At 37.6% G+C, this 15648-nt stretch carries 8 protein-coding genes; all 8 read left to right on the forward strand.

Annotated features, from left to right (window positions below; genetic code table 11):
* Positions 1-7: 7 nt before the first annotated feature.
* Positions 8-2563, forward strand: a complete 2556-nt coding sequence (locus HQN83_RS12980; RefSeq protein WP_173090774.1) for a hypothetical protein — start codon at positions 8-10, stop codon at positions 2561-2563.
* On the forward strand, positions 2563-3471 hold the full coding sequence (locus tag HQN83_RS12985) for an AraC family transcriptional regulator (protein WP_173090775.1): 909 nt from the start codon (positions 2563-2565) through the stop codon (positions 3469-3471). The genes HQN83_RS12980 and HQN83_RS12985 overlap by 1 nt, the downstream gene beginning before the upstream one ends.
* A 40-nt stretch (positions 3472-3511) precedes the next feature.
* Positions 3512-5716 carry an alpha-galactosidase gene (locus tag HQN83_RS12990; RefSeq protein ID WP_217277386.1) on the forward strand — a complete coding sequence of 735 codons (2205 nt, stop codon included), beginning with the start codon at positions 3512-3514 and terminating at the stop codon, positions 5714-5716.
* Between the two features lie 10 nt (positions 5717-5726).
* Positions 5727-8435, forward strand: coding sequence for a glycoside hydrolase family 38 N-terminal domain-containing protein (locus tag HQN83_RS12995; RefSeq protein WP_173090776.1), 2709 nt, complete (start codon positions 5727-5729; stop codon positions 8433-8435).
* A gap of 130 nt (positions 8436-8565) precedes the next feature.
* Entirely contained in the window at positions 8566-9180 is a 615-nt protein-coding gene (locus tag HQN83_RS13000; RefSeq protein ID WP_173090777.1) for an RNA polymerase sigma factor, read from the forward strand.
* A gap of 51 nt (positions 9181-9231) precedes the next feature.
* Positions 9232-10407: a FecR family protein gene (locus HQN83_RS13005; RefSeq protein WP_173090778.1), complete on the forward strand. Its 1176-nt coding sequence runs from the start codon at positions 9232-9234 to the stop codon at positions 10405-10407.
* Positions 10408-10581: 174 nt separating this feature from the next.
* Positions 10582-13905, forward strand: a complete 3324-nt coding sequence (locus HQN83_RS13010) for a TonB-dependent receptor (protein WP_173090779.1) — start codon at positions 10582-10584, stop codon at positions 13903-13905.
* A gap of 19 nt (positions 13906-13924) precedes the next feature.
* On the forward strand, positions 13925-15568 hold the full coding sequence (locus tag HQN83_RS13015) for a RagB/SusD family nutrient uptake outer membrane protein (protein ID WP_173090780.1): 1644 nt from the start codon (positions 13925-13927) through the stop codon (positions 15566-15568).
* Positions 15569-15648: the final 80 nt, after the last annotated feature.

The following is a 15648-nucleotide window of genomic DNA, read 5'->3' on the forward strand; positions in this document are numbered from 1 at the left end:
AAACACTATGAATAATTTTAGCATTGTCATGTTCAGGGTATTAGTTGCCTGGATAATGATGCTCAGTTACAGTAGCCTATGCTACGGGCAGACTATCAATTTAAAAACCCGATATTCATCTATCAGTATAGATAATAAAGGTTTTATTACATCAATTAAAGATGTTAAAACTAATAAAGAGTATAATCCTAAAGGGCTTTCATCCGCATTGATGAGCCTTTCAAATCACAAAGACTATATTCATCCGGTAAAAGCTTCTTACAATCCAAATCGTAATGAAATTTCCCTTAGTTTTAGTAATGGTACAGTTGCAATAATTAAAGCAGAACAAAAAAAAGAGTATTTCAAATTCCAGCTACTTTCTCTAACCAAGAAAGAGCAGGTTGATAACATTATATGGGGACCTTATAAAACCAATATATCCAAAACCATTGGAGACGTACTTGGTGTGGTAAGAGATGATAATTTTGCCATTGGTATGTTGGGGTTAAATGACAATACAACAGGAGGTCCACCAACAGATGGTGATATGTCTTTCATGTATTATTTCATTCACTCACCTGATCCTGCAAAGTTTCCACTTCCCTCAAACCTTAAAGAAGGACAGGTGTTTACAATTGGAGGAGATGGCATCAGTGATGTGGCATTTTATTCGCATCCCGAAGAGTATTACAGGATGAATTATGGGAATGGTGCTGTTCTGGAACCAGCATTCGGATCTTCAATTTCCATGCATTCTCGCGACAGGAAGAAAGAACAAATGATACGTTTTCCTGTATTGCCTGATAACTTAGACGGAAAGGCAAACTCTGCTCGCTACCAGCTTGTACTTCCCACAGATGCCGGATTTATCGGTTCTGCAATGGCATTGTATGCCTGCCCCGATTCTCTGGGATTAAAAACAATAGAAAAAATAGTTTTAGCCGAAGGACTTCCTCACCCGGAAATAGATGGCAAATGGATTAAAGACCCAAAAGCTTATCGTCCTGATATTGCATGGAGTGGTGATCATGATAGCCTTGTAAATTATGCTCAACGTTTAGGACTTAAATCGGTTCAGGATGAGGGGATGGGCGAATATTATCCGAACAGGCAAAACAGATGGGGAGGAAAAAAGGTTAATTTTAAATCTGCACCTGCAATGACTGTACCCGAATACGGTGCATTGATGAAAGCAAAAGGTATACGTTGGGGCCTACATACCCTTTGTGAATTCTTGCAGCCCGATAATAATAGTGATGTTGCACCTGTTCCTAATGATAGCCTTGCCATTATGCAACGTACAGTGATTACCAAACAGCTTTCTCCTCAGGATACAGTTATTACAGTGGCTGACCGGGCTTATTTTAATGAATTTGGAGGCTGGGAAGGAAATCATACCAATGTGCTCAAGATAGGTAAAGAACTTATCGAGTATAATGGCATAACAGAAACAAAACCTTATACCTTTTTAAATGTTAAAAGAGGGTTTCATGGAACTACCAGAGGATCTTTTGCCTCCGGAACAACCATTGTTAAACTTCAACCTAATTGTTATCATGGTTTCGCACCAGATATGAATTTGCAGGAGGTTTATGCTGATTTTTATGGCAAATGGTTGGTTGATGGTGGAATGGATTATATCGATTTTGACGGACTTGAAAGCTGTATTTATCAAGGGCATGGACAGTATTCCTTTAAACGTTTCTTCAGTAAGCTTTTCGAAAGTTATAAGAAAAATGGGGGTAAATATTTGCGTGTAATGGGTAGTGCTGTTGGCGAAGGAAGCTGGCACTATATGAGTGTATGCAATGTAGGAGGTGGAGATCATATGTTTAGTCCGGTAAACAATAAATGGGGAATAGAAGGGAAAGACATGCGTTACGTTTTTGAAAGCAGCTATCTTCCGGCAACATTTGGCATCATTAGCCTGGAGAGTGACTGGACTATGTACGATGCTGAAAACCTACAAGCTAAATCAATTGGATGGGGTGCTACCTATATGTTAGGTTTAAGTGAACGGGCTGTAGAGAATTGCAGTGAAAAGGATGCGATCTTTAAAGCTTATCGCACCTGGGAAAACTTAAGAGACGAAAAAGATTTTTCAAAGGAATTAAAAGAAAAATTGAAAGACCTGAACTATAAGTTCCACTTGGAACAGACAGGGAAAAAAGCATTCATCTTATATCCGGTACGTGAAAATCGCTTCAAAAACCAACCTTATACACCGGAAGGGAAATCGTATCAGGTAAACAATGAATTTGAGAGCCAACCACTTGAATTTGCAATTCGTATTCATACACCAAAAGGTGAACAGGCAAATGGTATCAAAATAACCTTACAAAACCGAAAACAGCTTTTAATTGACAGGAAGCTTGCTGATGGAGAGTTCATCATATTTAAAGGGAATTCATTATACGTAGCAGATAGGTCCAGAAAAAAACGTGAAGAGATATTGAATGAACGAAACTTAATCCTATCAAATGGCCAATCAGATATTGCTGTTGCAGCAATGCATGAAGGTAACCAGAAGATTAAGATTGATTTGATAGTGAATACTATAGGTAAAGGTGAAAAAATCTAATGGACTCGAAAGATAATATCCCAAAGAACTATTGGAAGGGTGAGGGAAGGAAGATCATTTCAATACCTCAACAGGTATTGAAGAAGCAGGGACTAAATAATGCATTGCTGAATGGACTATTTATTAAAGATTTAGGATATTACCCTTTTGCAGCTAAGCACCATACTCACCGAAAGAATGGGAGTGCACATAATATTTTAATTTACTGTGTTGCAGGATCAGGTTGGGTAAAAAATGCAAAAGGAATTCAAAAGGTAACTGAAAATAGTTTTTTTATTCTTCCTCAAAATATTGAGCATGAATATGGTTCGTCTGAGGATGACCCATGGACAATCTACTGGATAGAATTTGGAGGTAACATGCTAGCCAATATAAACGATATGTCGTTTACCAAAGATTGCTTTAATCCTAAGCACTTCCCTTATAAAAACGATGCAATACAATTGTTTAATGAAATCTTTAATGTATTGGAACAAGGATATGATAAAGAGTACCTTGCTTATGTGAATATGAAGTTGATTAACTGTCTAACCCTGTTCCTTTTTCAGCGAGGTTCGGTTGTCAAAAAAAATAGAGAGAATACTCACGATGATATTTTTCAGAAAGCAAAGGCATATATGCAATCCAACCTTCATAAATCAATCCTTCTACCTGATTTATCAGCAGCTGCTGGATGTTCAGACTCAAAGATTTCAACCATTTTTAAGAATATTACAGGTCATTCGCCTATAAATTATTTTAATCAGTTAAAAATACAAAAGGCTTGTCAATTGTTTTATGGAACCAATGGTTTAGTAAAAGAAGTTGCTGCTCAGCTAGGTTATCATGACCCTTATTACTTTTCAAGATTATTTACCCAATTAATGGGAACTTCTCCGAATGCGTACAAAAGCAGGAATTCAAAATAATCTTTTATACTTTAGGCACACACAAATCAAAATAAACCAAATGAAACTTCAAAAGCTACAAATTCTATTAACAATTCCCCTAATGCTTAGTGGTGCACTCGGGGCATTTGCTCAGGCAACTTCCGTCCAGGATTGGCTAATCAAACCAGTTACAGCGAAAGCTCAGGTTATCAAAAGTACTGATGGAAAGGATCTTGTTTTACAGAATGGCTTACTAAAAAGGGTGTTTAGGATTTCACCTAATGTTGCCTGTATAGATTATACAAATTTAAGTACCGGACAGCAGCTGTTGCGCTCTATAAGAGAAGAGGCAAGATTAATCATAAATGGCAAAACTTATAACATAGGTGGACTTCAGGGGCAAAAGGAAAAGGCCTATTTGCTACCAGAATGGGTTGATGGATTTACTGCGGGTGCTACTGATTTTAAATATGTTTCTTACGATGTTAAACCTATTACACCTCGTTTAAAATGGAATGATACCAAATATTGGGCTTTACATACTAAACCGGCAACAGGTAAAACCGTTTCTTTTCTGTACAAACCTCAGGTGGCAGAACTTAGTGGATTAGAGGTAAGTGTAGTTTATGAACTCTATGATGGAATTCCTTTAATTGTGAAGTCATTAAGTGTGGTGAACAAAGGAAGTCAATTGTTTAAAATAGATCAGGTTGTGAATGAGGTTTTGGGCATGGTTGAAGAGGAAAGTTCTGTAGAAGGAAGTTTCCAAATCATGAAAAAACCAAGTGGAATATATTTTGAAACCAATTACGCATTTAATAATTCAATGAATTATGCGAATAGCGATCAGACTACGCACTGGAAGCCAGATTCTACCTATACTTCTCAGGTTCATTACCGATATCAAACTCCAGTGCTTTTAGAGGTTTATCCTGAAAAGGCTAAAGGAATTGAATTAAAGAATGGAGAAACACTAAACTCGGTACGTACGCATGAATTGTTAATGAATAAAGATGATAGGGAAAGCCGTGGATTAGCCATTAGAAAGATGTATCGTACAGTAGTACCATGGACGTCAGCAAATCCAACATTTATGCACCTGGTGGCCAAAAATCCAGAGCAGGTTCGCACTGCTATAGATCAATGTGCTGCAACAGGTTATGAAGCCATGATCATTAGTTTTGGTAGCTATCTGAATATGGAAGATACTACCCAGGTAAATATTAAAAGATGGAAAGAACTTGCAGATTATGCACACAGTAAAAACATAAAGATAGGTGGCTATTCTTTATATAGCTCTAGAAGTATAAGCCCTGAAGACGATGTAATTGATCCGAAAACAGGTAAACCGGGAGGAGCCTTTTTTAATAATGCTCCTTGTTTTGGTAGTAAATGGGGACTTTGGTATAGAAACACCATCAAGGATTTTTATACAAAAACCGGTTTTGATATTTGGGAAAATGACGGGCCTTATCCTGGAGATGTATGCGCATCAACAACACACCCTGGTCATAAAGGTTTAGATGATTCACAATGGAAACAAATGGAGATCCAAAAAGAATTGTATACCTGGCTTAACGAAAAGGGAGTTTACATTAATGCCCCTGATTGGTATTTTTTAGATGGCACCAATAAAATTGCATTGGGCTATAGAGAGGTGAATTTCTCCTTACCTAGAGATCATCAAAAAGTACTGAACCGTCAGAATATTTATGATGCTACCTGGGCTAAAACTCCTTCAATGGGTTGGGGCTTTGTGCCACTTACGGAATATCAGGGAGGCGGTAGCGCAGCAACACTAGAGCCTTTATCTGACCACCTAAAAGATTATGAGCAGTTAATGATGCAGTATTATGGCGCAGGAGTACAAGCTTGTTACCGCGGACCAAGACTCTATGATACTGAGGAAACCAAACAGACGGTTATAAAAGTTATTAATTGGTACAAAAAGTACAGAAACATATTGAACTCAGATGTGATCCATTTGCGCAGAGCCGATGGTCGCGACTGGGATGGAATACTGCATGTTAATCCAGAACAAAAAGAAAAAGGTTTAATGATGCTGTATAATCCTACAAAAGAGAAAATTGTTAGAACCATTAAAGTCCCATTGTACTATACCGGATTAACAGATATCGCAAGGGTTAAAGAAAAAGAAGGAGCCTTAAAAAACTATAAACTAAACAGAGATTATACAATTGATCTGACCGTTAGTATCGCTCCGGAAAGCTATACCTGGTTTGTAATTGAAGGACTAACTAATAACAAACTTTCTGCCTTATAATGCCCTTGTAATGAAAAAAATTAAAGCTTTATTTCTCGTTATTTCACTAACTGCCACAGTAGCGGTTGCTCAACAGCAAAAAAAGAAAAATTCGGGTACACCGAAAGTAACTGATGTGTGGGTAGTATTTAAAACCCACTTTGATTTAGGTTTTACCGATTTACCTGAGAATGTTTTTGCGCGGTATCGTGGTGAGATGATGGATAAGGCTTTAGGTGTTATAGAGAAAAATGCAACCTTACCTAATAACCAGCACTTCGCATGGACAGTGCCGGGATGGCCTCTTTATGCACAGATTTTAGGCCCTCAGCAAGATCCTGAACGTAAAAAAAGAATAGAGAAGGCAGTTAGAGACGGTTCAATTGTACCTCATGGATTGGCATTTACTACTCATACCGAGTCTCTTGATTACGAAGATTTGGTTCGCGGACTTGGTTATTCTTCTAAAGTTGCCCGTGCTTACGGGCAACCATTACCAATAAGCGCAAAAATGACAGATGTACCCAGCCACTCATGGGTTATGCCAACGCTATTGAATAATGCAGGGATCAGGTTTTTGCAATTGGGATGCAATCCGGCAAGTCAGAGCCCAAGGTTTCCTCAAATGTTTTGGTGGGAGGGAGCTGATGGTTCTAAAATCTTATGTCAATACACATCTGATTACGGATCCGGAATAAAAGCACCATCAGATTGGCCATCCAGGAATTACCTGGCTATGATTATGACCGGCGACAATCACGGGCCGCCAAATAAAGACGAAGTTGAAGTTATAATTGCCCAGATAAATAAAGAAATGCCTGATGCAAAAGTACATCTTGGCACTCTTGATGACTTTGCAAAAGCAGTTTTGGCCGAAAAACCTGATTTGCCAACTGTCAAAGGCGATACCCCTGACTCATGGATTCATGGTTTACTTTCAAATCCTGTAGAGGCGAAAATCGGACGTAACATCCGTCCTTTGGAATCAGCTCTTGACGGGTTAAATACACAGATGGGAACATGGGGAGTACCTGTTAAAAGCATTTCGGCTAAACTGGATAAAGCTTATGAGCAGAGTCTTTTATATGCCGAACATACATGGGGCATGAATGCAGAGTATGGCCCACGTTATAGCTATGGCGACGATTGGAAAAAATGGTTAGCTGAAGCTGCTGCAGAACCTGAACCTGAAAATGGTGATTTTTCTAAGCTTAAAAACAGCGATGCACATAATACAAGTACAGGAAGTAAAAAGAAATGGCTGCATTCTTATGATGTAAAACGACAATATATCCATAACACAAATGATATCATAAATACTGGCTTAAATACAGATCTTGATTTATTGGCTAAATCAGTAAAAGTACCAGGGAAACGTTTGGTGGTATATAATCCATTACCATGGAAAAGATCGGGAATTGTTGAGAATCCATGGAAAAAGGGAAGCTATTTTTACGTTAATGAAATTGCGCCATCCGGCTATGTTACCTATTCTCAAAATGAGATAAAGGAATCGGCCATTACAACTGATCGTCAATCGGAATTCAATACACCTTATTTCAAAATAATCTTTGATTTAAAAAGGGGAGGAATATCCTCTTTAGTAGAAAAGAAAACGAATCGTGAATTGGTTGATAGAACCTCTAAATATGTGGTGGGTCAGTTCTTACACGAGCGTTTCAGTACAAAGGTAGTCGACCAATGGTTTAATGTTTACAGCAGGATAAAAACAGGCTGGGGCCTAAATGATTTAGGGAAACCTGGTATGCTTGGTGCCGATAAAGCGCCATATATGGCATTTACGCCTAACGATTGGGAAATCTTTGTTGCTCATACTGGTGTTGCAGATGTTGCAACACTAACTGCTATTGATACCAAAGGGCTTGCCAAAAAATATACTTTAGTATTCTCATTTCCTAAAAATTCTGCCTATGTAGATGTGGAATGGTTTGTGGATGACAAAACACCCGACAAGCAGCCCGAAGGCGGCTGGTTATGTTTCCCTTTTGCGGCAACCGACCCTAAATTTATAGTTGGCCGTTTGGGAGGCCCGATAAACCCTGCAACCGATCTTATTTCAGGTAGTAATAAGTATTTGATGGCGGTTAGTTCAGGTGTTTCAATTACCCAAAAAGACAAATCAGGAATGGGACTAACACCCAGGGATTCTCCTTTAATTTCATTGGGTGAACCTGGATTGTGGAAGTTTTCTTTAGATTATGTTCCAAAAATACCTGCTGTGTTTGTTAATGTTTATAACAACATGTGGAATACCAATTTCCCTTTATGGCAGCAGGGCTCATGGAGTGAGGCAGTGCGTATCTGGCCTATTGATAATAGTACGGAAACTGTGGCTAACCTGACAGAAAAATCCTGGGAAACTCGTTTGCCATTGCTAACCGGAGTTTCGGATGGTGAAGCCGGACAATTACCTGCAAAAAATGAAGGCATTTCTATTTCCAGAAAAGGAGTTTTAGTAACTGCCTTTGGCGAAAATCCAGATGGCAAAGGAATAGTTTTACGCTTATGGGAGCAGAGTGGTATTTCCAATAATGTTATCGTTAAATTACCTAATGGATCAAAATATAATAAAGCTATTCCAGTTAATCTTCGGGGAGAGGTAATAGGTAAATCAATAAATATTATTGCAGGCAAACTGTCTTTCCAACTTAAAGCATTTGCGCCTGCTAGTTTTGTTTTGAGTACCAATGCTTTAGTGAAAAAAGTTGGGGGAGCTTAAGGTTATGATAAGGAATTAATAGAAAAGATAAGTATCTATTTTAGATTCGATGATAATTGATTGAACAGTTGATTAAAATATTTATATTAGAGATGTTGTATCTCTGGACAAATTTAGGGCTTTATGGTATATGTTACGATTGGATAAGCAAAATGCTATTGAAGACAATTTACTGTTAGCGCAGATTTTTGCCGGTGATGAACGGGCATTTAATCAAATGTACTATCAGACCAATAAAAACATTTATAATGCTGTAATGGCTTATGTGAAAAATGAGCACATAGCTATTGAACTTGTGCAACGAGTTTATGTTAAATTCTGGAACAATCGTCAGAAATTAAAAGATGTAAATAGTTTAAAGGATTATCTTTTTATTATCGCCAAAAATTTAACGCTTGATCATTTTAAGAAAATGACTAAAGAAACTAAGTTTTTTGCTGAACTAACCCTAAGAGAAAGTGATGCTATAAATACAACTGATGAAAAGATCGAACAAATAGAGTACGATAAATTATTGCAGAATGCGATAGGACAACTACCTCCCCAGCAAAAGGAAGCATGGCTTTTGGTTAATGAACAAGAACTTAGTTATGCCGAAACTGCTGTAAAAATGAATATCTCTAAATTAACCGTAAAACGGCATTTAGAGCTAAGTCGCAAAAGTGTACGCGATTATTTTAAATCACACATTGATACCGTCATAAGTATCTCCTTTCTTGCCGTTTTAATTATTTTTTTTTCCTGATTGGGCCATTTGCATTTTTGAATCGTCTTTAGTTAAAATACGATTACAATAATGAACAGAGCCCGTTTTCATATCCTATTACAATACTTTAAAGAAAATCTCATTTCTGAGGAAGAATGGCATGAACTGCTGACGATGATAAAAACCGGTCGTTATGACAACCAGTTGGAAGATGATATCCTAATTTCTCTAGACAGCATGGGAAAGAGAAATAACTGGACAACAGATATTGAACAAAAAATATGGGCTGGTATTCAAAACGAAATAAAAACACCTTCCAAAAGTTCTAATTACAAATTATGGATGGCTGCGGCAGCCATTCTTCTGATGATGCTTGCTGCAGGATTAATTTTCTTTAAATCCGAACATTTACAGTCTATTAAAGCAATTACTGCTTTCAAGAAACAGGATATCCTGCCTGGAGGAAATAAGGCCATTCTTACATTACCAAATGGTGAGCGTGTAGTATTAACTGACTCAACCATTAATCAACTTGCAAATCAAAATGGAGGGTCAATAATAAAAGCCGCTAACGGTATCCTTATTTATAAGGCAAATGCTTTAGCCGGAAATTCTGAAACAGGAGAAGCGACCTTTAGTACCATAAGTACACCTCGAGGAGGGCAATACCAGATAGTCTTACCAGATGGTACTCATGTATGGTTAAATGCAGCATCATCACTTAAATTCCCTGCTGCTTTTAAAGGGAAAAAGCGTTTGGTAGAACTTAATGGAGAGGCTTATTTTGAAGTAGCAAAAAACAAAGAGATGCCATTTATAGTTCATACTGAAAATCAGGAAGTAGAAGTATTAGGTACTCATTTTAACATCAATAGCTATGCTGATGAAGCATCCACAAAAACAACTTTACTGGAAGGTTCAGTTAAGGTAACAGCTCAGGGCAACCAAAAAGTGCTTACTCCGGGCGATCAGGCTCAGATTAACAAAAATACTAGAGAGATTAAAGTTATGCCGGTTAGTCTGGAAGAAGCCGTTGCATGGAAAAATGGTTATTTCGTATTTAATGATGAAAAATTGGAAAGCATAATGCATCGCGTGTCCAGATGGTACGACGTGGATTATGAATTTGAAGGCAAGCAAGGGAATTTATCCTTTTTAGGTGTAATAGAAAGAACAAAAAATATATCATCCTTATTAAAAGTGTTAGAATCAACAGGGAATGTTCACTTTAAAATAGAAGGGAGGAAAATTATCGTTATGCCATAACAAATACAGAACTAACGGTAGTTTAAACAAAGTCAGGGATGCTCGAACACCCCCGACCGATGTTTGGATATGCCATGATAAAAATTCAGCTCAACAACTAATCAATTTATCGACGAGACTTTCTCTATTAAAAGAGGAAAGAATTTCGTTGTGCCACCAAAACAAACCAAATGTATGAAATTTTACGATCAATTCAGATTTAAGCTGCTTGCTTTAAATTCTGGACAAATTATACGTATAATGAGGCTAACCATTCTCATATTAGTAACATGCTTACTCCAGGTAAGTGCTTCAACCAAAGCACAAAAGATATCCCTGAGCGAAAAAAATGCTTCGCTGGAAACCATTATCCGGAAAATCAGAAGCCAAACCAGTTATTATTTTATTGGCAATACAGATCTAATCAGAAAAGCTAATCTTATAAACATTAATGTAAAGAATGCATCAATTGAAGATGCGCTTAATCAATGTTTTTTAAATCAGTCTCTGGCTTATTCTATTGTTGATAAGACTGTTGTAATTAAAACAAGGAATATACTTTCCCTGTCGCAATTAATTGGACAGAAAATACTGATAAAAGGTAAAGTCACGGATGAAAACGGTAATTCACTTACAGGAGCTTCTGTGAAAGTAGAAGGTACTGAGATTGCAGCGACAACCAACCCAAATGGCGAATTTCAAGTAGATGTTCCGGATAACGGTGCTATCTTACTGGTTTCCTATGTAGGATATGAAGTTATGCGTTTAAAAGTGCAAGAAGGTACGGTTATGAATATCCGACTTAAGCCTCAGTTGCGCGATTTAACTGAAGTCGTAGTAATCGGTTACGGAAGCAAGCGTAAAACAGAAATTACTAGTTCAATTGCATCTGTAAATGTAAACGAACTTAGCGCAAATGCTTCTAACAACGTAACTGATGCACTTCAGGGACGTGTTGCCGGTGTATTAATAGAATCAAGTACTGGTGCACCCGGTTCAAAGTCAAACATCACAATTCGTGGAACAGGAACTCTAGGTTCCAATGGCCCATTGGTTGTTATTGATGGAATGCCTTTTGGTAGTTTGGATGGATTAAATCCTTCTGATATACAGAATATTGAGGTATTGAAAGATGCTGCGGCTGCCAGTATTTACGGATCAAGAGCTGCAGGTGGAGTTATCTTAGTTACTACAAAATTGGGCAGAAAGAATACAGAGCCTAAAGTTCAATTTAATGCAGTTTACAGTAGTCAATCTATTGCTAAGCGTATGGACGTGCTTAATGGTGAGCAATGGACTAAATTATTAAATTCTGTTGGAGGAAGTTTCCCTGCTTATAATGGCACGAATACCAATTGGCAGGATGAAATTTTTAGAAATGCTCCAATTTACAAAGCCAATGCTGACGTTACCGGAGGATCAGAACATTTTCAATATAGCTTATCTGGAAGCTATCTGAACCAAAAAGGTACGATCATAAAAACTGATTTCAACAGCGCTAATTTCAGAGCGAAATCGGTATATGAAAAAGGTCGGATAAGAATTGGGGAGACCTTTATTTACAATAAAACCGGCGAACGTACGCTACCTCCGGGAGGAGATCAATCTCACAGTAATATATTGAGTGCATTGATTGTACCGCCAACTGTTCCTGTTTATAATGCTGCAAACCAGCCAGGTGGTTGGGGTGGGGTAAACTCAGGCATGAAGAATCTATCAAATCCAGTAGCTATTTTGAATTCTAGTGATTATAGAAACAACAACAGCTCAGTAACTGCTGACGTCTTTGCAGAAATTAGATTGATTGATCAATTGAAGTATAAAATCAATGGTGCAATCTCAGAAAGCAGAGGCTTTGGTAATAATTATGACTATGCATATAATGATGGTAATGTAATACTTGCCAAACCAAGACTAAGTCAAAGTAGCGGAGTTTCTAGTTCATGGTTATTAGAACATACCCTTAGTTATGATAAAAAGCTTGGATTGCATAATATTTCAGTGCTTGCCGGTTTTACCGCTCAAAAGGATACGAGCAATAATTTTAGTGCAAATGGAAATAACCTCCCAAATGGAGTTTATTCATTTGGATCTGAGAAATCAAACCAATCAGTAGGAGGAGATTTAGCAGATGTAAGAAGGGAATCTCTTATTGGAAGGGTTTCTTATTCTTATGATTCAAGGTACATGATCAGTGGATCAATTCGTAGAGATGGATCTTCTAAGTTTGGCGAAGGTTACTATTACGGGGTGTTTCCGGCAGTATCTGCAGGTTGGAATATCAGCAATGAAAAGTTTTATGGTAATTCAGGGATTTCCGCATTTATGAACTCATTGAAAATTAGAGGTAGTGTTGGTTTGCTGGGAAATGATCAGATACCAAACTATTCTACAATTAATGGGATTAGTAACAACTTAAACTTTGCTACCAATGGAGGTGTGATAGTAGGATCTATTCCTAGTGGAAATGCTTCTCCACGAAATTTAAGATGGGAAGAATCAAAATCAGTTGATGCAGGTCTTGATGCAACATTTCTTAACGGAAAAATGTCATTGGTGTTCGACTGGTATAATAAAACAGCTAGCGGCGTATTGTTAAAAGTTCCAATACCTCTTAGTACAGGGATTACTGGTGATCCACCAACAGTTAATGCAGGTACAATTAATAACAAAGGAATAGAGTTGGCTTTGGATTACTCAGATGTAGCCGGTGAATTTTCTTATAAAATAGGCTGGAATATGACTACCATGCGCAACAGAATGACCGCCATTACTATAGGAAGTGGTAATCAGGAATTTGGCGATTTAGAACGCGCTAAGGTTGGCAATCCGATAGGAAGTTTCTTCTTGATCAAAACAGACGGCATATTTAAATCACAAGCAGAGATTGATGCGTATAAAGGTTCAAACGGTCAAAAAATACAACCTAATGCTGCACCTGGCGATATAAAATTCGTTGATTTCGACAATAATGGTAAAATTGATAACAATGATCAACAATATACCGGAAGTCCTATTCCAACTCTTGAAACAGGAATTGCGGCTACATTGGGCTGGAGGAATTTTGATTTTAATTTATTGGTGCAAGGGGTTTTTGGAAATAAAATCTATAATGGTGGCAGAATCTGGACAGAGCAAATGACAGCTTATACCAATTTATCTACCTCTGTTTTAAATGCCTGGACTCCTGATAACAGCGGTTCAAATTTCCCAAGATTCACACTTGCAGATGTAAATTTAAATTCTCGTGGAAATAGTGATCGTTGGTTAGAAAACGGTGCTTATGTTAGGGTAAAAAGGCTTGAATTAGGGTATACAGTAGCTGAAGATATTGCAAAACGTTTAAACGTTGGGAAAATCAGAGCATATCTTTCAGGTCAAAATTTGTTTACTTTTTCAAAATACAAAGGGTATAATCCGGATTTAGGAAATGATGGTGATCCACTTAAACGAGGTTTCGATAGCGGAGGATACCCACTGCAACGAATTGTTTCTGTAGGCTTAAACGTATCTTTTTAACTGAATAATTAAAGGAATTATGAATAAAAATATAATTAAAACAATGGCAGTGGCACTTCCGCTTGCGTTGTTAACGATATATGGTTGTAAAAAAGATTTTCTTAAAACAACGAATCCAAATAAAATTACTGAAGAAAAATTCTGGAAAACCGAAGCTGATTTAAAGTCGGCAGTAGCTTCCGTTTATAGTCTTTTACGTCAGCCTTTGTACGGCTATTGGGGAGCATTTACGGGTATCCAAAATATAAATTCATTGGGCGATGATGTGCTTACATTTCCGGGTGGAGAAGCCGCTACTACTAACATCGCTTTATTTACAAATGAAGCTACAAATTCAGATGCAGCTTCTACTTTTTCATCACTTTATAAATCAATTTATCGCGCTAATTTGGTGTTGGCCAATGCCGATAAGGTGGGGATCAGCGATGATTTGAAAAAGTCATATATTGCTGAAACCAAATTTCTACGTGGACTTTGTTACTTTACATTGGCCTCTAATTTCGGAGATGTACCACTTATTCTTACCCCGGCAAAAACTGCCGATGATCAATTTAAGCCAAGTAACCCTGTGTCGGAGGTTTATGCACAGGTAATTTTGGATCTTACAGATGCTATGAATGGCTTGCCTCCCACAAGGCCTTCTGCAGATTTGGGGAGAGCCACAAGTGGTGCTGCAGTTGCTTATTTAGGTAAAGCCTATCTGTATACCAAAGATTATCAAAAAGCCCAGACTACTTTAGCCTTGCTAAATACAGCCCCATATTCTTATGATTTGATCTCAGATTATTCGGAAAATTTTACCGATAAAAATGAGTTCAACAAGGAAGCTGTATTTCAGTGGGTATATGGTCCGTTTGGTGATCCGTATGGCCCATGGGGTGTAGAAGGTTCAAACTCACCTATGTATAATTATTTACCTCAGCTGATTGGTCCTCCTGCCGGAGGTGGTTGGTTTAAATATGTGCCAACCAATTATTTAACTGATCAATTTATGTTGGAAAAAAGACCTGCCGGCTCAGATACTAAATTCGACAAAAGGATGTATTATACCTTATCATGGAAACACTCGAATTTCGGAGAAGCGGATGTGAAATGGTATGGAGGCACTAAAACTTTTGATGACCTTTGGACATCTGCTCAGGCTAATATATCCAAAATCGACCCTAAATCATTGTTGGATATCTCCGGTACTAACCAGTTCTTAATTAATAAATTTACCAATGGTTGGAGCGGTAAAGAGAGTGCAGATAATTATTGGTCTGCAACGCCTTCAACTGCTAATAATGTTATTATGCGTTATGCAGAGGTATTATTGATGCATGCCGAAGCTGCTGCCCAAAATGGGGATTTAGCTAAAGCAATAGCCGATATTAACAGAATTAGAGTAAGAGCCGGCCTGCCGGAAAAAACGAGCGCAAATCTTCCTGATTTAACCAGTGTAATGAATGAACTTAGTCATCAAAAATTGTTAGAAATGTTTTTTGAACAAAATAGATGGCAAGATTTAAAACGTTGGTATAACCCTGCTCAGTTAAAAGCACATTTTACGGGAACAAATAAGCAAGGTGCCCAATATTTACAGCCTAGGAACTATATTTTCCCAATTCCGACAGGTGAGTTACAAACTAATAACAAAATTGAACAGAATCCTTTGTGGAGATAGTTCTTTAATTAATTAGGCGCTCAAAAAGGTAGGTCGTCATTATGAATTTGTTTCAGAATGACGACCTTATCTTTAAATCC

It is taken from the genome of Pedobacter foliorum (assembly GCF_013266735.1).
GTDB lineage: Bacteria > Bacteroidota > Bacteroidia > Sphingobacteriales > Sphingobacteriaceae > Pedobacter > Pedobacter foliorum.